The sequence below is a fragment of the Clostridioides sp. ZZV14-6387 genome, assembly GCF_020657835.1.
Classification (GTDB): Bacteria; Bacillota; Clostridia; order Peptostreptococcales; family Peptostreptococcaceae; genus Clostridioides; species Clostridioides difficile_A.
In genome coordinates, this window is the sequence record NZ_JAGWCW010000018.1 from 67,992 (window position 1) to 90,037 (window position 22,046).

23 protein-coding genes and 1 pseudogene are annotated in these 22,046 nt (G+C 27.6%); 22 read left to right on the top strand and 2 right to left on the bottom strand.

All coding sequences use genetic code 11. The features are described from left to right. Positions 1-77: 77 nt before the first annotated feature. The 10 genes from KGF38_RS12735 to KGF38_RS12780 all read left to right on the top strand — a co-directional run bounded on the left by KGF38_RS12735 (position 78) and on the right by KGF38_RS12780 (position 9,933). Complete coding sequence (locus tag KGF38_RS12735) at positions 78-512, top strand: helix-turn-helix domain-containing protein (RefSeq protein ID WP_054272053.1); 435 nt, start codon at positions 78-80, stop codon at positions 510-512. Between the two features lie 215 nt (positions 513-727). Beyond that, positions 728-1,072, top strand: a complete 345-nt coding sequence (locus tag KGF38_RS12740; protein WP_054272094.1) for a zinc ribbon domain-containing protein YjdM — start codon at positions 728-730, stop codon at positions 1,070-1,072. A 280-nt stretch (positions 1,073-1,352) separates the two neighbouring features. Further along, the gene (locus KGF38_RS12745; RefSeq protein ID WP_074179489.1) at positions 1,353-2,219 is read left to right on the top strand and encodes a pentapeptide repeat-containing protein; all 867 of its coding nucleotides are present in this window, start codon (positions 1,353-1,355) and stop codon (positions 2,217-2,219) included. A 111-nt stretch (positions 2,220-2,330) separates the two neighbouring features. Next, positions 2,331-2,735: a YmaF family protein gene (locus KGF38_RS12750; protein WP_021386546.1), complete on the top strand. Its 405-nt coding sequence runs from the start codon at positions 2,331-2,333 to the stop codon at positions 2,733-2,735. A gap of 175 nt (positions 2,736-2,910) precedes the next feature. Beyond that, positions 2,911-3,360, top strand: a complete 450-nt coding sequence (locus tag KGF38_RS12755; RefSeq protein ID WP_074179490.1) for a GNAT family N-acetyltransferase — start codon at positions 2,911-2,913, stop codon at positions 3,358-3,360. Positions 3,361-3,505: 145 nt separating this feature from the next. Beyond that, positions 3,506-5,341 carry a glycerophosphodiester phosphodiesterase gene (locus KGF38_RS12760; protein WP_074179491.1) on the top strand — a complete coding sequence of 612 codons (1,836 nt, stop codon included), beginning with the start codon at positions 3,506-3,508 and terminating at the stop codon, positions 5,339-5,341. Between the two features lie 70 nt (positions 5,342-5,411). Beyond that, positions 5,412-6,320, top strand: a complete 909-nt coding sequence (locus tag KGF38_RS12765) for a DUF2268 domain-containing protein (protein WP_054272049.1) — start codon at positions 5,412-5,414, stop codon at positions 6,318-6,320. Positions 6,321-6,804: 484 nt separating this feature from the next. Continuing rightward, positions 6,805-8,217 (top strand): potassium/proton antiporter, encoded by a 1,413-nt coding sequence (locus tag KGF38_RS12770; RefSeq protein ID WP_074179493.1) that lies wholly within the window; start codon positions 6,805-6,807, stop codon positions 8,215-8,217. Between the two features lie 95 nt (positions 8,218-8,312). Continuing rightward, complete coding sequence (locus tag KGF38_RS12775) at positions 8,313-9,110, top strand: MerR family transcriptional regulator (protein WP_227832437.1); 798 nt, start codon at positions 8,313-8,315, stop codon at positions 9,108-9,110. Positions 9,111-9,315: 205 nt separating this feature from the next. Next, the gene (locus KGF38_RS12780) at positions 9,316-9,933 is read left to right on the top strand and encodes a DUF488 family protein (protein WP_074179495.1); all 618 of its coding nucleotides are present in this window, start codon (positions 9,316-9,318) and stop codon (positions 9,931-9,933) included. A gap of 157 nt (positions 9,934-10,090) precedes the next feature. On the opposite strand, the gene KGF38_RS12785 is transcribed toward KGF38_RS12780, so the two are convergent. Next, positions 10,091-10,543: a staygreen family protein gene (locus KGF38_RS12785; RefSeq protein ID WP_074179496.1), complete on the bottom strand. Its 453-nt coding sequence runs from the start codon at positions 10,541-10,543 to the stop codon at positions 10,091-10,093. A 364-nt stretch (positions 10,544-10,907) separates the two neighbouring features. Here KGF38_RS12785 and KGF38_RS12790 point away from each other — a divergent pair, with 364 nt between their 5' ends. From KGF38_RS12790 to KGF38_RS12835, 10 genes are all read left to right on the top strand, one after another. Beyond that, positions 10,908-12,266, top strand: coding sequence for an MATE family efflux transporter (locus KGF38_RS12790; RefSeq protein WP_054277810.1), 1,359 nt, complete (start codon positions 10,908-10,910; stop codon positions 12,264-12,266). Between the two features lie 270 nt (positions 12,267-12,536). Further along, positions 12,537-12,917 carry a VOC family protein gene (locus tag KGF38_RS12795; RefSeq protein ID WP_054272043.1) on the top strand — a complete coding sequence of 127 codons (381 nt, stop codon included), beginning with the start codon at positions 12,537-12,539 and terminating at the stop codon, positions 12,915-12,917. A gap of 123 nt (positions 12,918-13,040) precedes the next feature. Beyond that, on the top strand, positions 13,041-13,241 hold the full coding sequence (locus tag KGF38_RS12800) for a hypothetical protein (RefSeq protein ID WP_054272042.1): 201 nt from the start codon (positions 13,041-13,043) through the stop codon (positions 13,239-13,241). A gap of 195 nt (positions 13,242-13,436) precedes the next feature. Further along, positions 13,437-14,165, top strand: a complete 729-nt coding sequence (locus KGF38_RS12805) for an ABC transporter ATP-binding protein (RefSeq protein ID WP_054272041.1) — start codon at positions 13,437-13,439, stop codon at positions 14,163-14,165. A gap of 21 nt (positions 14,166-14,186) precedes the next feature. Then, positions 14,187-15,104 (top strand): SufB/SufD family protein, encoded by a 918-nt coding sequence (locus tag KGF38_RS12810; RefSeq protein WP_054272040.1) that lies wholly within the window; start codon positions 14,187-14,189, stop codon positions 15,102-15,104. 140 nt (positions 15,105-15,244) lie between these two features. Continuing rightward, positions 15,245-16,429 (top strand): amidohydrolase family protein, encoded by a 1,185-nt coding sequence (locus KGF38_RS12815; protein ID WP_074179497.1) that lies wholly within the window; start codon positions 15,245-15,247, stop codon positions 16,427-16,429. A gap of 106 nt (positions 16,430-16,535) precedes the next feature. Beyond that, a complete protein-coding gene (locus KGF38_RS12820) occupies positions 16,536-16,724 on the top strand; it encodes a ferredoxin (RefSeq protein ID WP_003422320.1) in 189 nt (62 codons plus the stop codon). A 147-nt stretch (positions 16,725-16,871) separates the two neighbouring features. Further along, positions 16,872-17,522 carry an HAD family hydrolase gene (locus tag KGF38_RS12825; RefSeq protein ID WP_054272038.1) on the top strand — a complete coding sequence of 217 codons (651 nt, stop codon included), beginning with the start codon at positions 16,872-16,874 and terminating at the stop codon, positions 17,520-17,522. Between the two features lie 102 nt (positions 17,523-17,624). Continuing rightward, on the top strand, positions 17,625-18,563 hold the full coding sequence (locus KGF38_RS12830; RefSeq protein ID WP_054272037.1) for an SDR family oxidoreductase: 939 nt from the start codon (positions 17,625-17,627) through the stop codon (positions 18,561-18,563). A 121-nt stretch (positions 18,564-18,684) separates the two neighbouring features. Continuing rightward, a complete protein-coding gene (locus KGF38_RS12835) occupies positions 18,685-19,440 on the top strand; it encodes a metallophosphoesterase (protein ID WP_227832440.1) in 756 nt (251 codons plus the stop codon). Positions 19,441-19,668: 228 nt separating this feature from the next. Here the strand turns inward: KGF38_RS12835 and KGF38_RS12840 are convergent, their stop codons facing one another. Next, positions 19,669-20,409, bottom strand: coding sequence for a tRNA 2-thiocytidine biosynthesis TtcA family protein (locus KGF38_RS12840; protein ID WP_074179498.1), 741 nt, complete (start codon positions 20,407-20,409; stop codon positions 19,669-19,671). Positions 20,410-20,535: 126 nt separating this feature from the next. Between KGF38_RS12840 and KGF38_RS12845 the strand changes: the two genes are divergently transcribed. Together KGF38_RS12845 and KGF38_RS12850 are read left to right on the top strand one after the other, a co-directional pair. Then, complete coding sequence (locus tag KGF38_RS12845) at positions 20,536-21,252, top strand: M15 family metallopeptidase (RefSeq protein ID WP_074179499.1); 717 nt, start codon at positions 20,536-20,538, stop codon at positions 21,250-21,252. Positions 21,253-21,388: 136 nt separating this feature from the next. Further along, a pseudogene (locus KGF38_RS12850) lies at positions 21,389-21,877 on the top strand (response regulator transcription factor); the annotation flags it as partial. Positions 21,878-22,046 lie beyond the last annotated feature (169 nt).

Here is a 22,046-nt window from a genome sequence, read left to right on the forward strand (position 1 = left end):
TTAACAAAGTGCAACTATAGGAGGATTGTGAATTAGCCAATATATAAATATAATTAAGTTGAGATGAGGTGATAATATTGAACTTTGGAGAAAATTTAAAGAGACTAAGAAAAGAAAGAAATTTATCACAAGAACAACTTTCTGAAATGCTAAATGTATCTAGGCAAGCTATATCAAAATGGGAATCTAATAAAACATATCCAGATATAGAGAATTTAATTTTGTTAAGAAATATATTTAATATAGCTTTAGATGATTTGTTATTTGATGAAAATAAAGATAAAATTGAAGATGTTATTAAATCAAGTAAATTACCTACAAATAGTACAAATTATGATGAAGATGAGTTAGAAGATGAACTGTCAGATAATTTCATGATAGGTGGTTTTATAATAGGAATATCAATAGGATTTATTACAGATAATTTTATGTGGGGGATAGCGGGTAGTTTTATAGGTATGGGAGTTGGTTATTTATTGAGATATATAAATAAAAGGGATACGACAAACTAAATTTAGAATCAAGTGTATTATGGTGAGTGCAAGGTGTACATAAGTATGTAACCAATTATAATCAGTAATCAAATTAAAAATAATAGTAAGATTAAGAATTTAAATCATAAGCAAAAGAGTTGTTTGTAAATATAAGTATAATATGATATCATATAGGCTCAAAAGAAATTTTATATAGGAAAAAATTAAAAATAACAAGTGGAGGACATATGAATATGGAAAATTTACCAAATTGCCCGAAATGTAATTCAGAATATACTTATGAAGATGGAACTCTTTTAGTGTGTCCAGAATGCTCTCATGAATGGGCTTTAAAATTAGGAGAAGAAGAAGGTTCAAACATTATTAAAGATATAAATGGAAATGTATTAAATGATGGAGATTCTGTTACAGTAATCAGAGACCTTAAAGTAAAAGGGAGTTCATCATCTATAAAGATTGGAACAAAAGTAAAAAATATACGTTTAGTACACGACCCATCAGATGGGCATGATATAGAATGTAAAATAGATGGATTTGGAGCTATGAAGCTGAAGTCTTCTGTAGTTAAAAAAGCGTAAAATCATAAAAAATCACTTTATTATATAATTTTATAGTACATTATAAACCATAAGAATTTATTGAGGAATTAAAGTTTATTTATCCTTATATTTTCTTGTGGTTTTATTAATATGTAATTTTAACAAGTTTATTTAGACAAATAAGAAACCTATGTATACTATTGGAATAACTGACACATTAAATTATAATTAAGAATAAGAAATGTTACATAAGAGGCTTAAGTGTAATTTATTTACAATATTAGCTTATTAAAAAACTATACTGAGAAGGAGAAGTGATATGATAAATATACATAAAAATATATATAATAATAAATTATTTGATGAGTTAAAAATTGATTGTGAGAAGTGTTTTGGACTTTGTTGTTTAGCTCTCTATTTTTCTGCCTCAGATGGATTTCCCACTGATAAGGAATCAGGAAAGCCATGTATTAATTTGCAATCAGATTTTAAATGTTCTGTACATAATAATCTTATAAAGCGAGGTTTTAGAGGTTGTACTGCATATGATTGTTTTGGTTCAGGTCAGAAAGTAGCGCAAATAACATATAAAGGTAGAGACTGGATGCAATCATCAGAATTAGCAAATCAAATGTCTGAAGTGTTTTTAATCATGCGACAATTACATGAAATGCTATGGTATCTTAAAGAAGCATCTGTATTAGACATATCAGATAAAATAAAAACAAAAATTGATTCAATAATTGAAGAAACTGAAAAGATAACCATTATGACTCCAGAACAGCTAATTGATTTAGATATAACATCACATAGAGTAAAGGTCAATTCATTATTATCTCAAGCTGGTGAGTCTGTAATGGAAAAAGTCAAATCTTTTCTTAAAACATCTAATCTTAAAAGCAAGAAAAAATTGAGTAAAAGTATAGACTTAATAGGAGCAGACCTTAGAAAAACAAATTTAATTGGAGCAGATTTAAAAGGAAGATTAATGATAGCAGCAAACTTAAAATATACAGATTTAAGTGGAGCAAATTTAATAGGAGCAGACTTAAGAGATTGCGATATTAGAGGAGCTAATCTTAAAAATAGTGTGTTTTTAACACAATTGCAAGTTAATACTGCAAAAGGCGATTCTAATACAAAATTACCAGCCTCACTAGTACATCCTAAACACTGGAACAAATAATTAAATTAATACATGATTTTACAAAATATGAACTTTTTTGACTCTACTTCATACTATATATTAGAGATTCTTTAGAAGAATTTCTTAATATATAATAGGAGAGATATAAAAATGAGTTATCAAAATTATAAATGTGAAAGAGATTATGTATATGATGATTATAAATATAATGAATGTAATAAGTGTTATAATGATTATGAAGAAATGACACATGTTCATGAATATTCACAGAGTGTTAAGTTAGCAGAAGAGTGTGATGATAGACATAATCATCGTGCAGCAGGAGTTACTGGTGAAGTTATACCAATAAATGGTGGAACAAATCATGTTCATAAAATAAATGATAATGTAGACTTCCTTGACCATTTTCATAAAATATGTGTTACAACAGGTCCAGCTATTAAGATACCAGGAACTAATAAACACGTTCATTTAGTATGTGGAAATACTACTGTTAATGATGGTCACTGTCATAAATTTCTTTTTACTACTCAAATAGAAGCCCCTTTAGTATAACTAATGGAAATTATTGTAGTAAACTTGTTAGGTTTTAGTATATAAATGATAAAAATGTAATGGGTAATATTTAAATTTAATTAGGGCTATGATATTAATATTCATAGCTCTTTCTAAATTTATATAAATAAACTAGACAAAATTAAAAATTATATAGAATAGAAAGGAAGTATTTATGAACTCTGAAATGATTTTTGAAATGAAGAAAATAAATTCAAGTGAATATAAGGAAATATTGCAAGTCTGGGAATCGTCAGTAAGAGCAACACATGATTTTTTAAAGGAGAAAGATATTGAATCTCTAATACCATTAGTTAAAATAGGAATTAGAGAAGTAGAAAATATAGTTGTTGTGAAAGATAATGATATGATAAAAGCCTTCATGGGAATAGAAAAAGACAAAATCGAGATGCTATTTATAAAAGATGAATATAGAGGATATGGTATTGGAAAAAAGCTAATGACATATGCTATAGATAAATATAATATAAAATATGTTGATGTAAATGAGCAAAATAAAAAAGCAGTAGGATTTTATACTCATTTAGGATTTAAGGAATTTGATAGGTCTGAAATAGATGGGCAGGGTAATCCATTTCCAATATTACATATGAAATTAATTTAATATATATATGTTTAAATGAAGAATAAAACATATAGGAAATATAATTTTTCTATTATCAGCTTACATAAAATTATTAATTTTAAAAAATAATATATATTTATAAGATTCACAGGATAAAATACAATAAAAAGACTAAGGGGACACCATGAATAAGAAGATTTTAGATACTTTTGTAAAATTAATAAAATATAACTGGAGTACATTAATTACATTTGAACTACTTCACAAAGGGCTGGCTCTGATAATTATATTACCATCAATTAAATTTGTATTAAGTAGTTCTATGAAAAGTGCAAATATAGTCTATTTAAGTACTGATAATATAGGAGAAATATTAACTAATCCTATATCAATATTACTAGCTATACTTTCAGTTGTGATATTAACATTTTATATGTTTTTTGAATTTACTTCAGTAATTATATGTTTTGAGAAATCAAGAATTTCTGAAAAAATTACGTTATATAAACTTGTTGAAATGTCTTTAAAAAAATCTATAAAAATATTGTATCCTAAAAATCTATTGTTATTTATATTTGTGCTATTAATAGTTCCACTTACAAACATAGCCTTAACTTCAGGATTTATTGGAAAGATAAAGCTCCCAGAGTATATATTAGAGTATATAAATTCTAATATAGTTCTAAATATAATTTATATGTTTTTAATATTAATATTATATATATCAGTTATTAGATGGATTTTTAGTATACATGAAATAACTTTAAACACAGATAGTTTTAAAGAAGCGAGGGATAAAAGTATTAGCCTTACAAAAGGAAAATCAATAAGACTAATTCTTTATTCATTAGGGATATCCATAATAGTCAGTATTATAGGATATATAATATACCATAGTATTGTTATATTGATAGGAATATGGACAAAAAATTATACTGAGGCAACTTTTTTGAAAGATATATTTATTAATAGGTGTATATTGTTCAATGACTATGCTACATTTATTTCATCAATAGCTATATTTATAATTAGTACAGGATTTATTTCTGCATTTTATTATGAATATAATGATATTAGAATTTATAAAAAGAAATCTGATAAACAAAAAAAATCAGTAACTCAGCTATTAAAAATAACTCTAAAAGTATCCATAATTTTATTTATCCTACATAGTGAATCTATAGCATACTCTCTAAATAATGATATTTTATTTAACTCTTCATTTTTTTATAATACAACAGCAACTGCTCATAGAGTTTCTTCATTAATTGCTCCAGAAAATACACTGGCTGCGTTTAAAGAAACTTTTGTAACTCAAGCTGAGTATGCTGAAATTGATGTGCAAGAAACTAAGGATGGAGAACTGATTTTATTTCATGATTCTAACTTTGAGAGAGTAACTGGTATAAATAAAAATGTTTGGGAAGTAAATTATGATGAAGTTAAGAACTATGATGCTGGTAGTCACTTTAGTTCAAACTTTGCAGGTGAAAAAATACCAACTCTTGATGATGCGATGAAATATTCGAAAGGAAAAATAAAACTTCTAATAGAAATAAAACTTAATGGTCATGAAAAAACCAATGTAGAAAAAAGGGTTTTGGAATTGATTAAATCAAATAGATTAGAGAATCAATGTGTTGTAGCATCTATGGATAAAGATGTATTAAAAAATATAAAAAAATTAAATCCAGATATAATAACATGTTATTTGACAGCAGTTGCATACGGAAATTTTTATAACTGGGATTATGTTGATATATATGGAATAGAATCTACATTTATAACTGAAAATGTTGTGGATAATATACACCAAAACGGAAAGCAAGTTTTTGTGTGGACTATTAATAATAGTAAACTAATGAAAAAAATGATTAATTTAAATGTAGATAGCATAATTACTGATAATCCATTTTTATTGGATGATGTAATTTATTGGCAACAAAATGGATTTGTCAATAGGGTGGCTTATTACTTGTTTGGTGATGATTCTGATGAGACTATAATTGAAGAAGGTTAGATTATAAAAAAATATATTGACATTGACGCTACGTAATTCTATATACTCTATTTTGAAGGAGATGATAAAGATGAATATCATAGAAATTCGCTCAGATAAAGTATATAAGAAGATAATGAATGCACCAGTAAACAAAAAAGAAGATATATATAGATATGAACTTATGAAGCCTTTTGAATTCAAATGGAAATGTATAGATGTTCCAATGGTTGCCAAACAAGAAGGTGGATATGATGTAATTATGGCAAGTGAAATGATGGGGGTTTTATCACCTAAGAATATTAATGAAAATCAAATAAATAATATAAATGCAATATCTGATGATAAACTTTGGAACACTTGTAAAGAAACTATAGAAAATTCTATGAACTCATTTATAAGAGAAGGATACGATTTAAATATTAAGGACTATAAATATTCAATATTGTTGGCTAATCCAAATAGTCCTTATACAATTTTAAGTGATGGATGTTGGGGTGATGGTGGGATACCTGGATATATGTTCATATCACTGGTTCCTAATGAATACACGATTGATAGATTACAAGTAGCACTAGCACATGAATGTAATCACAATATTAGATTCCAGTTTATAGACTGGAGTAATAATATAACACTAGAAGAGATGATGATAAATGAGGGTCTTGCAGAGAATTTTGCAACCTGGATGTTTGGTGAGGATATGGTGGGGCCTTGGGTTAGTAAAACGGATATCCAAACATTAGACACATATATAAAACCAATAATAAAAAATGCTTTAAAAGAGACTGGATTTCAAAACATCACATCCTATCTATATGGTGATGATATAGCCAAAATGCAAGGATACTTTCCAGTTGGTTTACCTTACTGTGCAGGATATGCTTGTGGATATTATATGATTAAATATTATTTAGAGAAAACAAATAAATCAATAGTCGAAGCTACTTTGTTGCCTTATACTGAGATAATAGAAGGGATGAAAGAGTTTTGGAAATAAATATTATAGTTGCATAATTTGAAAAAAATTATGCAATTTTTCTATTTTTGAGAAAAAAATAAATTGACAATAATTTGTAACAAATATAAAATAATACATATAAAGAAATATTTCAATGTATGAAGTTTTTGAAGATTTCATATCTAAAGTACCTAACATTGTATGTTAGTTTCTTATTACTTATCTAAATATTATATATTTCATAGTATCTATAAAACTACTATAAGAGTATGAAATATATTAAATAATCAACTGAAAAATGAAATGTTAATAAAAAATAATTCAAATTTTGAATGTTAAATGAATATAATTAAAATAAATATATAAACTTGAGTGCAATACTCATATTTTAGTGTATTATCGAATTTTAATTGTACTTTTATGCACCATAACTTATAAACTTATGTCATGTTATATTTGAACAAGTAACAAAATTGTAGATATAATTTAATCTACAAAATTTATATGAAATGGAGTTGATGCTATGACAGAATTGATGATTATAAGTGGATTAGTGCTATTGATTTGTATAACCTCGAGTAAGGTCTTATATAAATTTGGAGTACCAATATTACTAATTTTTATCCTATTAGGGATGTTATTTGGGTCTGATGGAATGGTAGGAATTTATTTTGACAACTATGAATTAACAAAACAATTATGTTCTATTGGACTAATATTTATAATGTTCTTTGGAGGATTTGGAACAAACTGGAATATGGCTAGACCTGTTGCAGTACCCTCTATACTAATGTCATCGCTGGGTGTAATAATTACAGCTGGAGTTACAGGGATATTTTGTAATATGGTAGTAGGAACTAGTTTACTTGAAGGCTTATTAATTGGAGCAATTGCAGCTTCAACAGATGCCGCATCTGTGTTTGCTGTGTTGCGTTCTCGAAAACTAAATTTAAAAGGTTCCCTTGCTTCATTATTGGAAGTCGAAAGTGGGAGTAATGACCCCATAGCGTATATGTTGACACTAATTCTTTTGACACTGATGAATAATTCTGGGGTAGAACTTATTATACCAATGGTAATAAAACAAATAGTTTTTGGGCTAGCTATAGGATTTATACTAGCAAAGTTGTCTGTTTATATTTTAAGAAATTCAAACTTCGAGATAGAAGGATTTTATACTATATTTATAACAGCTATTGCAATACTTTCTTATGCACTTAGTGAGTATGTTGGAGGAAATGGATATTTAAGTGTGTATATTTCAGGTATTATTATAGGAAATAGTAAAATACCTCATAAAAAAAGTTTGGTTCATTTCTTTGATGGAATCTCATGGATTATGCAAATAATGTTATTCTTTATGTTAGGATTGTTATCTTTCCCTTCCAAGCTACCAAATATATTTGGTATAGCGATGGCCATATCTATATTCATGATAGTTATTGCAAGACCATTAGCAACATTTATAGTTCTAGCAAAATTTAAATTTTCAAATAAGGAAAAATTGTTCATATCATGGGTAGGTCTTAGAGGTGCAGCTTCAGTAGTTTTTGCAATTTATGCAGTTACTCAAGGAGTAATTATAGAGAATGACATATTCCATATAATATTTTTTATAGCTTTACTTTCAGTAGGGGTGCAAGGTACATTGATACCAACAGTAGCTAGAAAGCTAGATTTAGTCGATGATAATACACCTGTATTAAAAACATTTAATGATTATGATGGAGAAATTAGCTCTAAACTTATAGAAGTAAATGTTGATGATAGTAGTAAATGGGCAAATAAGAGTATAATGGATTCTAATATACCAGAAGATATATTAATAGTCATGATAAAACGAAAGGAACAGGTTTTAGTGCCTAAAGGCTCAACTGTTATAAAAACAGGGGATACATTGGTACTAAGTGGAGATAGAATTGAAGAATTAATATAATTATAATTTATTTGTATTGACTTTAACCTAAGGGGAAGGTCTAAACTTAAATTAATCAAATCTAATGCGCAGGTGATGAGATGTTTTCTATAGGAATGTTTTCTAAAATAAATAAAATAACTACAAAGACATTAAGATATTATGAAGATATCGGATTGTTAAAGCCAGAATATGTAGATGAGTTTACAAAATATAGGTACTATACGACAGAGCAATTACCTAAATTACATCAGATAATAACTTTAAAACAAATGGGTTTGTCACTAGCTGAGATAAAAGAAGCTATAGAAAATCCTAAAACGGTCGAAAATATTTTAAAAAATAAAGAAAAAGAAATGCTGGATGTAATTAAAAGTGAAGAATATAAACTCATTAAACTGCGTAATTACCTTGTGAATTTGAAAGGAGAAGTCAATATGAATGATGTAATTATTAAGTCTTTACCAAAAGTTAAAATTGCTTCTATGAGAAAGGTATTAAAGGGGTATGATGAACTTTTCAATCTATTTCCAAATGTAATGGCTGAAGAAATGAGGAAGGCTGAGTGTACATGTGCAGTTCCAGATTATTGTTTCAATATATATCATGATGGTGAATATAGAGAGACTAATATGGATGTTGAGATGTGTCAAGCTATAAATGACTTAAAAGAAGATACAGACATATTAAAATTTAAAGAACTAGATGAAGTTGAAAGTGCTGTTTGTATATTACACAATGGTTCATATTCAACATTAGGAAAAACTTACGCAGATGCATTTAAATGGATAGAGGACAATAAATATGATGTGATTGGAAATCCTAGAGAGTCTTATATAGATGGCATATGGAATAAAGAGAATGAGGAAGATTGGCTAACAGAAGTTCAGATACCAGTGAAACGAATTTTATAAGAGGTTAAAACAATAAAGATAAAGTTATTAAATGAGGTCTATCTAAATAAAAGATATGCCTCATTTTTTGATATTTATAGATATTATAGATTTATATATGAAAAATATATTGATGTTTTATATATAAAGTAGTATATTTTCGTTGAGGTGATAAAGTGGAAAAACATGAGACATTAATTCGTTTTTAAGAATAGGAGGTATTTATATGGAGATATTCACAATAGGACATTCAAATTATCCATATGATAAACTTATTGATATGATAAAAAAGTACAATATAAACTGTATAGTTGACATTAGAGAAACTCCATATTCTAAATATAATATTCAGTATAATAGAGAGTCCTTCAATGAATCATTGAAAAAATCTGGATTTATATATATATACATGGGCAAGGAGTTTGGAGCAAAGAGAACCAACAAAGATGTATATACAGAGGAAGGATATGCAGATTTTGAAAAGGTAATTAAGGAAGATATTTTCTTAAAAGGAATAGAAAGACTAAAAAATGGATGTCAGATGGGATATAAGATAGTTTTATTGGGAGCAATGCAAGAACCTATACGATGTCATAGAAGTATTTTATTGGGTAGGGTATTGAATAAAGAAGGTTTTGATGTAAAATATATAATGCATGAGGGTCATCTAGAGACTCAAGAAGACATAGAAGAATCATTATTAGATAAGTACTTTAGTGATAGAAAACAACTGAGTATTGATAATTTATTGGGGAATGCATTGACAAGAGAAGAGATGATACAAGAAGGTTATATATTAGCCAATAAAGAGATAGGATTTAGAACAGAGAAAATCAGTAAATAGAAATATTAATTACTAAAAATCTAAAAGTTATCTTAAATAAGAAAATATGCTAAAGTTGTAACAAATAAACATGATGTACTGATTAATAATATTACTATAATTTAATAATACTATTTAGATTATGACATTACTTTAAATAGTACATCATGTTGTAATGTTACAAAACGAAAGTTCTAATACTGCCATAATCAACAGTTCTATTAAGCGTAGGATGACTAGATATAAATCTAACTGTAATTTTTGAGTTTAATAAACAAGAGTTAGAAACTAAGAACAACCTATCACCATTTATAATGGAAGTAATCGCAATTGGAAGAACTCTAACAAAGGCATCATATCTATTTCTAGCAATTTCATAAGGATAGTTTCCAACAAAAACGAATAGATTTAAATCGTATATGTCACCAACAACCCAAGCCCATTGACCATAAACTTTATCAATACTTACTGTTCCTAAGCTAAGTGTATCGAAGTAGGTAGCTATAGTTAAATAAATATCGTTTGTATTCTCTGAGTATGAAACAGTGTATCTTCTAAAACGTATAGGTTCTGTAGCAGAAACGGGATAAACCATGTTTACGTTTAAATTAGTTGCATTCAAATTAATCAAAGTATCACATCCTAAAAATAGTCTATAAAATACAATATTTAAATTGATGCAATTTTGTTACATTTATGTTGTAAGATTTTATATTTTAATTTCCTGTAATAGGTAGTAATCAATAAATTATGGTGGGTGCTAAGTGGTTAATTTAAATATACAAATATTTAAATTATAGTATCCATAAAAAATAATAAACATAAAATAATTATAAAGATGTACTGTGTTAAAATGATATTAAACAAGAATAATATTATTTGAATACAGTATATTATGAGTTGGGAATATAAATTTAAACTTTAAAAGATTAACTAACAATTTGCTAAACTAACTAAAAATTAAATTTATATAAAGAGGGAAAAGAGGAAGAGAGATGTTTATAAGGAAAAATGTTATAAAATTAGCAATTCCTATAATGATAGAGCAGACATTTGTCATGCTTCTAGGGGTATTTAATACAATGATGGCAGGTCATATTGGGGAAGAAGCTGTATCTGCAGTTGGGATGGTTGATTCAATAAACAATATATTTATATCTGTATTTGCTGCATTATCTGTAGGAGCCACTGTTGTTGTAGCTCAACAAATAGGCAAAAGAGATAGTGAAAATGCGAACGAAACTATCAAGCAAGCTCTAGTATCAGGAGTAATACTATCTTTTACAATAACAATCTTAATGTGGGTTTTTAGGACTGGTGTAATTAACTTATTTTATGGTTCAGCAGAAGAATTGGTAAAATCAAATGCAAAATTATACATAGAGTTTACATTATTCACATATCCATTTATTGCTACACAGCAAATAGCAAATGGTATTCTAAGAGGTTGTGGAGATGTAAAGAAACCCATGTATGTAACTATGTTTATGAATATAATAAATGTGACATTGGGATATATACTTATATATGGTATTGATTTAAATTCTTTAGGTATAAATCTACAAATACCATCTTATGGGATAACAGGTGCAGCTATGTCTATTGCTATAGCCAGAATAATTGGATGTATAGTTATTGTAAGAGCTTTATTCAAAGGAAATGAATTTATATCTATAGGTAAAATATTTCCAATTAAGATTGATGTTGAAACTCAAAAATCTATATTTAATATAGGAATACCAGCTGGTGTTGAACAACTACTTTTTAATGCAGGAAAATTAATTGTTCAGGTATTTATAGTTACTATGGGGACCTCAGCAATTGCATCCAATGCAATAGGAATGTCAATTGCATCTATCATAAATGTAATTGGGAATGCTTTAGCATTATCTGCAACAACATTGGTAGGTCAGTATATAGGACGTGGAGATATTAAAGGAGCTAAAAGTACTCTCCTATACTTAACTAAATTTGCAACAGTTTGTTTATTTGCAGTAGGGGCTATATTTATACCAATTGCTCCTTGGATTTCAAGTATGTATACTCAAAACACTAGTGTAATTGATGTATCAACACAACTGATTCGAAGTGATTGTCTAGCCATGGTAATATGGCCTATATCCTTTGTATTGTCAGCAGGATTAAAAGGGGCAGGCGATACAAGATATACAATGATGACAGCTATAATAGGGATGTGGATTTTTAGAATTTTTACAGGTTATGTGTTGGGGGTTGTATTAAAATTTGGTGTACTTGGAATTTGGATAGGTATGTACACAGATTGGCTTGTCAGAGGAACTTTATATTGTTTAAGATTAAGAGGAACAAAGTGGCTAAAACACAAAATTGCATAGGACATATATAATCACTTTTGGATAGAAAACTCTATCTGGAGGTGATTTTTAGCGTATATATTTTCATAATTATAAGTAGGATATAGAATGATTAAATCATATGAATAAAGTCTATAATAATATTGAATATATAAATTACATTATAGTTTAGGATTATATAATATTGGATAAATATTAGATATATATATCTATAGAAAATAATATATATGGGTATATTATTAAATATAAAAAATATTAGATATTTATTTAATAATAAAGGTGGGTATTGTTATGATAAATAAAATAGGAAAGATAAGTCTATATGTAAACAATCAAGAGGATGCAAAACTTTTTTGGACAGAGAAATTAAACTTTGTAGTAACTTATGAAAAGGAAATGGGCCCAAATATGAAATGGGTAGAAATAGCACCAAGTAAAAATGAATTTACAACATTTGTACTGTACGATAAAAATCTAATGATGAAGCAAAATAAAGAGATAGAGGTATCTCATCCATCAATAATTTTGAGTACAAGAGATATTAATGGAACTTATGAACAAATGGCTAATAATAAAGTTGAAGTTGGCGAATTAATGGAAATGCCTTATGGAAGGATGTTTTCCTTTAAAGACCAAGATGGAAATGATTATTTGGTTAGAGAAGATAAATGATTTTACAAAGTATTAAATTTACTCAATATCTGATATAATTAGAGACAATAATTATTATGATTTAGTCTAAGACTAGGATTATACAATTAAAATCAATTGTAAATTTTGAGTAGAGGTGATAAAATGTTTAAGAAAATGGCAGTATTAAAAGATATAGCAACTAAAATAGGACGTAAAAAAGCTTATGAGTTATTAGAAATGGTTGAAGGCAATGATGCTTTTATAGCTGAGGTAAAGATAAAAAAGAATGGAATAGAATCTAAAAAAGAAGAGATTATGTTAAAAGATAATCAAAAAATAATACTAGAGTATATAGAAGGTTAAATTTTAAATACATATAAGTTTATAATAAGAATTTTTTAAGATGAGTTAGTATAAGACTCATCTTTTTTATTTTTTATAAGATTGTTTTATTATTTAATACATATTTTGTCTCTTTGGAGTTGCTGGTATATAAAAATTACTGATATAATAAAAGAATGGATATCAATGTAATATTTTACAGAAAAGAGGGGTATTATGCTTGAAATAAAAAATCTTTCCTTTAATGTTGAGTCTAACAATGAGGAACTAGGAATAATAAATGATGTTAGCCTTTCGTTTGAGAGAGGAAAACTTATTGTTATCACAGGACCAAATGGTGGAGGAAAATCCACAATTGCTAAGCTAATAATGGGGATTGAAAAAGCCACTAGTGGTCAGATAATTTTAGATGGAGAAGATATAACAAATCTTAGTATTACAGAAAGAGCAAAGAGGGGGATAGGATATGCATTTCAACAGCCACCAAGAATAAAAGGCATGACTGTTGAAAATCTACTTACACTTGCTCATGGAAAACCATTGTCTACAGATGTATGTTGCCAATATCTTACAGATGTTGGATTGTGTTCAAAAGACTATTTAAATCGTGAAGTTGATAACTCGCTTTCTGGAGGAGAAATGAAAAGAATAGAGATAGCAACTCTTTTTGCCAGAGATTTAAAGGTTTCTATATTTGATGAACCTGAGGCAGGGATAGACCTTTGGAGTTTTGGAAAGCTTAATGAAAGTTTTAAGAAAATACATGAGGAGTCTGACCAAACTATAATTATAATTTCTCATCAAGAAAGAATATTAGAGTTAGCTGATGAAATAATTGTTTTACAAGATGGTTCAGTAAAAAGCCATGGAACAAAAGATGCTATATTACCTGAAATCATGTGCCAAGTTAATTCAAGTTGTGAATTAATGAAAGATATGAATTAATTAGAAAGGAAGGCAAATTAAATGAACAAAACAGATTTAAATCTTTTAGAAAAAGTTGCTGAACTTCGTGGAACTCCACTAGGAGCATACAATATACGTAAAAATGGGCAAGGAATAGAAAGACATTCAACTGAAAATGTAACTATAGTTCCTAAAAATGATAAACCTGGAATTGATATTATAGTAAAACCAAACACAAAAGGCGAAAATGTCCATATACCAGTAATAGTAACAGAAGCTGGTGTGCAGGATATGGTTTATAATGATTTTGAAATTGGAGAAAATGCAGATGTTGTTATAATTGCTGGATGTGGAATACATAACTGTGGTTGTGATGATAGTGAACATAATGGAATACATAGATTTTTCTTACGTAAAGGAGCTCGCTTAAAATATGTAGAAAAACATTATGGTGAAGGTGACGGAGAAGGAAAGAAAATCTTAAATCCAGTTACTATTGTTAATATGGATGAAGATTCATATTGTGAGATGGAAACAATTCAAATTAAGGGTGTAGATTCAACTAAAAGGGAAATGGATGCAAACCTAGGTAAAGGGGCTAAAATAGTTGTATTTGAGAAATTATTAACTCATGGAAATCAAGTTGCAGAATCTAATATGAAGGTTGTTTTAGAGGGAGAAAATTCGTCTGCTCAAGTAATTTCTCGTACAGTTGGGCAAGATAATTCTAAGCAAAAGTTTAATCCTTGCGTTATTGGGGATTCTCTTTGTTCTGCACATGTTCAATGTGATTCAATAATCATGGGAAATTCTCAAATTAGTGCTATACCTGAGATTGCAGCAAACCATCCAGATGCTCTCTTAGTGCATGAGGCAGCAATTGGAAAGATTGCAGGAGACCAAATACTAAAGATGATGACGTTGGGTCTTACTGAAGAAGAGGCTGAGCAACAAATACTTAATTGCTTCTTAAAGTAAATTGAAGTTTTTATTTAATTTAATATAATGAGTATAGTATAATATAATGAATAAGTCTAAAATATTTTTATTTTAGACTTATTTTCTTTATGTAAGAAAAACTATTAGAGAAATTATACTGTAATTAGGATGTGGAATAGATGAAAAATTTACTTATAAGAAATGGGACAATAATATCTCCAAAGGATGGTATCAAGTTTGAAAAAAAAGATATCCTGGTTTTGCATGGGAAAATATATGATATTGGATTGAATCTCAAAGAAAAAATAAGAAAAGAAAGATTACTTACAAACAAAGAGTTTGAGATAATAAATGCTGATAATATGTATATTTCTCCAGGATTTATAGATGTTCACACCCATTGTTATAAGAGAAAATTACCTACAGGTATGGACTCTGATTCAATTGGAATTGAAAAAGGTTCAACAGTTATATTTGATGCGGGTACAGCTGGCCCTTTAAATTACTATGATTTTAAGAAAAAATATATGGATGAGTGTAAAACTGAAGTATATTCATTTTTAAATGTAACAAATGAAGGATTAAATATACTGAATGAGTCGACATCTTTAGATGTTATAAATTTTGATGATGTCGAGTCTGTTGTGGAAAAAAATATGGACAAAATAAAAGGTATAAAGGTAAAAGCAAGCAAATTTCAATCTAATGAAAATGGTATAGATATAGTTAAAAAATCAAAACAAGTTGCTAAGAAATTAAATTTACCATTAGTGGTATATATAGGTGAGCATCCATCATATATAGATGAAGTAATGAATATTTTGGGTAAAGGAGATGTAGTTACACCTGTATATGGAAACAGTGCAAATGGAATATTTAATGAATTTGGCACGCTAAGAGAATCAGTAATAAATGCAAAGAATAGAGGAGTATTATTTGATGTGTGTTATGGATTAGACCAGTTTGATTTTAAAGTTTTTAAAAAAGCAATAAATCAAGGATTAGAACCAGATTTAATAAGCACAGATATGCATATAAAAAATATGAAAGACATAAACTATTCTCTTTTAACTGTTATAAATAAAATTATGGAGCTTGGAATATCTTTAGAAAAATGTATAGAAAAAGTAACTGAATATCCAACAAAAATTTTCGATTTACATTCAAATAAGGGCGGAATAAAGGTTGGTGGAGAAGGTGATTTTACTATATTTACAATGGAGAAGAGTAACGATATTATAAAAGACTACAATGATAATGAATTAGTTTTAGATAGAAAATTAAGTTTACAATATACTGTAAAATCATGGATGAAAAGTAGCGAAGTTTATAGACATGGATATGAATATACTATAATAAATTAAGCAATCGTGATAAAATAATAAATATATGTTTAAATTGGCATATATTGGATAAATATCTAAGGAAACAATAATTAAAAAAAGATAATTTTAGGGGAGGTATTTTAGTATGAAAGCATTTGTTGATAAGGATGTATGTGTAGCTTGTGGGGCATGTATAGGAACATGTCCAGACGTTTTTAGTATGAGTGATGAAGGACATTCAGTTGCAATTGAAGGGGAAATACCAGCAGATTTACAAGATTTATGTAAAGAAGCAGAAGAAGGATGTCCAGTTTCAGCTATAACAGTTAAATAGAATGATTTAGATTTATTTTAACACCAAACATATAAGATTCAATTATTACTTAAGCTATAGTATAGAAACTTCTATTACTATAGCTTTTTAAAATAGATAAATATAAAATAGGAGATATTACTTTTTATAAATATGGAGGATTTAAATATGAAGAAAAACTATGAAATAGTGTTGTTTGATTTGGATGGAACGCTTACAGACCCTAAAGAAGGAATAACAAAGTCTATTCAATATTCATTAGATAGTTTTGGTATAAAAGAAGATTTAGATAACTTAGAACAATTTATAGGACCACCATTACATGATACTTTTAAAGAATACTATAAATTTGATGATGAAAAAGCTAAAAGAGCTGTTGAGAAGTATAGAGAATATTTTTCAGATAAAGGGATATTTGAAAATAAAATTTATAAGAATATAAAAGAGATATTAGAAATGCTCTATACAAATGATAAAATATTATTATTAGCTACTTCTAAGCCAACAGTTTTTGCAGAAACTATACTTAAATACTTTGATATAGATAGATATTTTAAGTATATAGTAGGTAGTAATCTTGATGGTACGAGGGTAAATAAAAATGAAGTTATACAATATGTACTAGATTTGTGTAATGTGAAAGATAAAGATAAAGTTATTATGGTTGGAGATAGAAAGTATGACATAATTGGTGCTAAGAAAATAGGAGTAGATTCTATTGGAGTGTTGTATGGATATGGTTCATTTGAAGAGATTAGTGAAAGTGAACCTACTTATATTGTCGAAAGTGTAGATTCTATAAAAGATATTTTGCTATAAATATCTTTTATAAACAAAAATAATACAAAATACTGTAGCATATTTAAAAATATGATATTATAATTAAGGAAGTCATTTAAAAAAGAGGAGGATGCACTTGAAATGAAATCTATTTTAATTATGGGTGGAAGCGACTTCATAGGTTCTGCACTTGCTAAGCGTTTAATTAAATGTGGGTATCAAATTGATATACTTACAAATGGTAAAAAGGAAATAGATTATACAGGTTTTAAAGAACATCTAATTTGTGATAGAAAAGTTCGCAAAGACATGGAAAACATTATCAGAGGAAGAAAGTATGATTACATATATGATATGACAGCATACACAAAAGACGATGTAAGTAATCTTATTGATTTTGTAAACCCAGATAGCCTAAAGAAATATATAGTGTTGTCAGCAGGAGCAGTATACAAAGATAGTGGGAGAAATGTTAAAGAAGAAAATGAGAAGGGCGAAAATGAAAACTGGGGAAAATATGGCCTAAATAAAAAAGAAGCAGAGGATTTTGTTATAAGTAGCTCTATACCATATATAATTATCAGACCAACTTATATATATGGGGAAAATAATAATTTATATAGAGAATATTATTTCTTCGAAAAAATAGAAAAAAATGAAAAGATACCAGTGCCAAAAGGAAAACAAGTAAGTAATCAATTTATATATATTGGTGATTTGGTAAAGGTATTAGAAAGTATAATGAAAAATCCTCATGTAAGAGAGGCGTATAATGTAACAAATCCACAGTTAATTTCTTGGGACGAACTTATACATACATGTGGAGAAGTTATTGGTAAAGAACCTATTATAAAGTATGTAGATATGGAAAAAGTAGAGTTTAGAGAAAGAACATATTTCCCATTTAGAAACATAGACTTCAATCTGGATATAAATAAGCTTATTGAACATGGGCTTTATATACCAAATGTATTATTAAAAGAAGGGCTTACAGCTACATATAAATGGTTTTTAGCTAATAAACCAAAAATGCATGACAGAAAAATGGACAAAGTTGAATCTGTGATGCAAATAGTCTAAGAAAGTAAATAAGTAGGTAGATGCTTTGAATTTAAGAGTTAAATCTTTTTTAAAAATTTTTATGCTGATATTTATTCTGATTTTTATATACTCAGTTGCGATAGAACCGAGTCTATTAATCGTGAAAAAATATAATATAAATGAAAGTGGAAATTTAGTAAAAAATGATATAGTAAAGACTGAATCTGAAAGTATAAAAGTAGTTCAAATTTCAGATACTCAGATAGGTAGTTTTTACTCAACTAAGAACCTTAAAAAAGTGGCTAATAAGGTTAATGCTTTGAATCCAGATATAATAGTATTTACTGGTGATTTAATTGATTATTCCAATAAAAATCCAGATATAGATGAAATTACAGCTATTTTATCAAGTATGAATGCTAGGTTGGGAAAATTTTCAGTATTCGGCAATCATGATTATATGTATAAACTTCCTAGGTATTATAGACAAATTATGAAAAATTCCAACTTCAATCTTTTGATAAATGAAAATAAAAAGATAAAGTTAGCTGATGATAAGTATATTAATATATTAGGTGTTGATGAAATATTAAATGGAAATCCTGATATAAAATATCTAGAGAATAAGACTGATAAAAATAATTTTAATTTATTATTAGCACATGAACCAGATTTAGTCGATATGTTTAGTAAAGATTCAATGAATTTAGTTTTATCTGGGCATAGTCATGGTGGTCAAATAAGAATACCTTTTAAAGGCGCCTTAGTTACTCCTCCATATGGAAGGAAATATACTAAAGGATTTTATGAGGTAAATGGAAATCACTTATATGTGAGTTCAGGTCTTGGAAGTACAAAGTTACCCTTTAGATTTTTTAATATACCAGAAATAGTAGAATTTAACATTCTAATTTAATATGAAATACTATTTTATTTATTAGAATGGGTAGAAATTGCAAAAGTAGATTGAATTAAGTAAGATACAAATGTTCAAGTTATAATTAGTATATTAGATAATAGAAACATTATTAATAACTATTAAGATATAGATTAAAACAATATAAGATAAAAAAATATAGCAAGATTGTGTAGGTTATTTATGGTTTATTTATAATTAATACAATCTTGCTTTTTTGTAAAAGTATTAATTACTATTTAAATTTTTTATCTTTTCTTTATCCCATACAAACAGTTTCTCTGAATTATTTAAAGCACCAAATACATTTCTTTTAAAATCTGGCATCTCTTTATTTAAATCAGCAATAAGATTTTTTATGTATTCTCTTCTGGTATGACCATTTGCAGGGCATGGATTTGTTATAATAGGATAGTTAGAATCTTTTGAAATCTTCTTAGTCATATACTCTTCTATGTAAATCATAGGTCTTATGACAGTTAAATCTTGTCTATCTAAGTATGTTTTTGGAGAAAAACAATTTACTCTGCCTTCATAAAACATAGACATTAAAAATGTTTCAATTGCATCATCTTTATGATGTCCAAGAGCCACTTTATTACATCCCAGTTTTTTAGCATTATCATTTAAGGCACCTCTTCTTAAATTAGCACATAATGCACAAGGATTTTTTTCTTGTCTTATATCAAACACAATTTCCTTTATATCAGTTTGAAATTCATAAAAGGGCACATCTATTTCCTCACACAATTTATTTAGTGGAGAATTATCAATATCACCAGTATTTAGAGTTATAGCTATCAATTCAAATTTTTGAGGAGAAAATCTCTGATAGCTTTTAAGTATATGAAGTAGTGTTAAACTATCTTTTCCACCAGATAGTCCAACAGCAATTTTATCATTTTCTTGTATCATATCAAAGTCTTGTATAGCCTTGCGAGCTTTACTAAGGAGTTTTTGTATAGACATTTTTAAGCACCACCTTTCAAAAATATTAAATTTAAGATTTACTTAAGATTTACTTATAAAATACTTAAAACTTATACTCTAAAATTAACATTATAGACAAACATACAAAAAGGAGAAGATGTAACCATGAAAAAATTTAAATTAATATTAGCTATTATTATAGTAGTATTTATAAGTGTATTTATATCTAAAAATAAATTTCTTATAAAAGATAAAACACCAACAGGAACTGCCCAATTTGCTTCAGAAAAAGATGTTGAATCAAATTCCCAAAATAAAAATCACTCAAATAGTATAGCAAATATATTACTGGTAAACAAGACAAATGGAATTAGTAAAGATTATGCTCCTGAAAATATTACTAAAGTAAATATACCTTTTGTTGAAGAAGTAACAGAAGAAGAAAAACAAATGGCAGGAGAACCTGCAAAAGCAGTGGAAGATTTAGTTAAGCAAGCTAATGAAGAAGGAATACAGTTTTTAGGGTCTTCAGCATATAGGTCTTACAATACTCAGCAAGATACTTATACAAGAAGGGTAAAATCTCAGGGACAAGAAAAAGCAGATGCATATGTGGCAAAGCCTGGTTATAGTGAGCATCAAACTGGACTTTGTATAGACTTAACAAATCCAGAGAGATGGTTTGTTGGTAGTACAAAAGAAGCTATATGGCTTGCAGAAAATGCTCATAAGTTTGGGTTTATAATAAGATATCCTAAAGGCAAAGAAAATATAACTGGTACAGCATATGAACCATGGCATATTAGATATGTTGGTAAAGATATTGCCGAGGAAATTTATTCAAGAGGATTAACTTTAGAAGAATATCTACAAAGCAAATAATATAAATGTTTAAGATGAATTGTATTATATTGGAAGTGGGTAGTTGAAGAAATTTAATGGATTACTTTAACTAAAGTATAGTATAATTTTATTTGAATAAAAACTATGTACAAAGGTTAAGTTGGGATGTGTAAAAGTGGAAAATACAATTCTTGTTGTTGATGATGAAAAAGAAATAAGAGATCTTATAGAGATATATCTTTTAAATAGTGGATATAGTGTAATTAAAGCTGAAGATGGAGAAGAAGCTATAGAAATTTTAAAAAAAGAGAATATTCATTTAATGGTGTTGGATATAATGATGCCCAAAATGGATGGTATAGAAGTTTGCAGAAGAGTTAGAGAAAGTTTAAATATACCAATACTTATGTTGAGTGCAAAATCAGAAGATATGGATAAAATACAAGGAATAATGACTGGCGCAGATGATTATTTGACAAAACCATTTAATCCACTTGAGCTTACTGTGAGAGTCAAATCTTTGATTAGAAGAGCATATTATTTTAGTGGTGCTAATAATGAAAATAAGAATACCATAGAAGTTGGAGCGTTATTAATAGATAAGGAAAAGCATAGTGTAACAGTAGCTGGGAAGGACATAACTTTAACATCAAGAGAATTTGATTAAAAAATAGCTATGCACACTCATGACTTTAGTCGTGAGTTAGTAGCTAAAGTAGTCAGCATATAGGGAAACTTATATGTAGAGATAGGATGGAACCTATCCAATACTACTTGAATTGCTGGAAACCCCTAAAGCTAACCAAACTAAAACATAAGGATGAAATAAACCT

What these genes read in the sequence shown, in the direction of transcription:
- KGF38_RS12810 (WP_054272040.1), top strand. Translation starts at nt 14,187, where the DNA reads ATGAACAAAACAGATTTAAATCTTTTAGAAAAAGTTGCTGAACTTCGT.
- KGF38_RS12780 (WP_074179495.1), top strand. Translation starts at nt 9,316, where the DNA reads ATGGAGATATTCACAATAGGACATTCAAATTATCCATATGATAAACTT.
- KGF38_RS12755 (WP_074179490.1), top strand. Translation starts at nt 2,911, where the DNA reads ATGAACTCTGAAATGATTTTTGAAATGAAGAAAATAAATTCAAGTGAA.
- KGF38_RS12840 (WP_074179498.1), bottom strand. Translation starts at nt 20,409, where the DNA reads ATGTCTATACAAAAACTCCTTAGTAAAGCTCGCAAGGCTATACAAGAC.
- KGF38_RS12800 (WP_054272042.1), top strand. Translation starts at nt 13,041, where the DNA reads ATGTTTAAGAAAATGGCAGTATTAAAAGATATAGCAACTAAAATAGGA.
- KGF38_RS12750 (WP_021386546.1), top strand. Translation starts at nt 2,331, where the DNA reads ATGAGTTATCAAAATTATAAATGTGAAAGAGATTATGTATATGATGAT.
- KGF38_RS12795 (WP_054272043.1), top strand. Translation starts at nt 12,537, where the DNA reads ATGATAAATAAAATAGGAAAGATAAGTCTATATGTAAACAATCAAGAG.
- KGF38_RS12770 (WP_074179493.1), top strand. Translation starts at nt 6,805, where the DNA reads ATGACAGAATTGATGATTATAAGTGGATTAGTGCTATTGATTTGTATA.
- KGF38_RS12760 (WP_074179491.1), top strand. Translation starts at nt 3,506, where the DNA reads ATGAATAAGAAGATTTTAGATACTTTTGTAAAATTAATAAAATATAAC.
- KGF38_RS12775 (WP_227832437.1), top strand. Translation starts at nt 8,313, where the DNA reads ATGTTTTCTAAAATAAATAAAATAACTACAAAGACATTAAGATATTAT.
- KGF38_RS12790 (WP_054277810.1), top strand. Translation starts at nt 10,908, where the DNA reads ATGTTTATAAGGAAAAATGTTATAAAATTAGCAATTCCTATAATGATA.
- KGF38_RS12830 (WP_054272037.1), top strand. Translation starts at nt 17,625, where the DNA reads ATGAAATCTATTTTAATTATGGGTGGAAGCGACTTCATAGGTTCTGCA.
- KGF38_RS12765 (WP_054272049.1), top strand. Translation starts at nt 5,412, where the DNA reads ATGAATATCATAGAAATTCGCTCAGATAAAGTATATAAGAAGATAATG.
- KGF38_RS12825 (WP_054272038.1), top strand. Translation starts at nt 16,872, where the DNA reads ATGAAGAAAAACTATGAAATAGTGTTGTTTGATTTGGATGGAACGCTT.
- KGF38_RS12820 (WP_003422320.1), top strand. Translation starts at nt 16,536, where the DNA reads ATGAAAGCATTTGTTGATAAGGATGTATGTGTAGCTTGTGGGGCATGT.
- KGF38_RS12740 (WP_054272094.1), top strand. Translation starts at nt 728, where the DNA reads ATGGAAAATTTACCAAATTGCCCGAAATGTAATTCAGAATATACTTAT.
- KGF38_RS12845 (WP_074179499.1), top strand. Translation starts at nt 20,536, where the DNA reads ATGAAAAAATTTAAATTAATATTAGCTATTATTATAGTAGTATTTATA.
- KGF38_RS12745 (WP_074179489.1), top strand. Translation starts at nt 1,353, where the DNA reads ATGATAAATATACATAAAAATATATATAATAATAAATTATTTGATGAG.
- KGF38_RS12805 (WP_054272041.1), top strand. Translation starts at nt 13,437, where the DNA reads ATGCTTGAAATAAAAAATCTTTCCTTTAATGTTGAGTCTAACAATGAG.
- KGF38_RS12815 (WP_074179497.1), top strand. Translation starts at nt 15,245, where the DNA reads ATGAAAAATTTACTTATAAGAAATGGGACAATAATATCTCCAAAGGAT.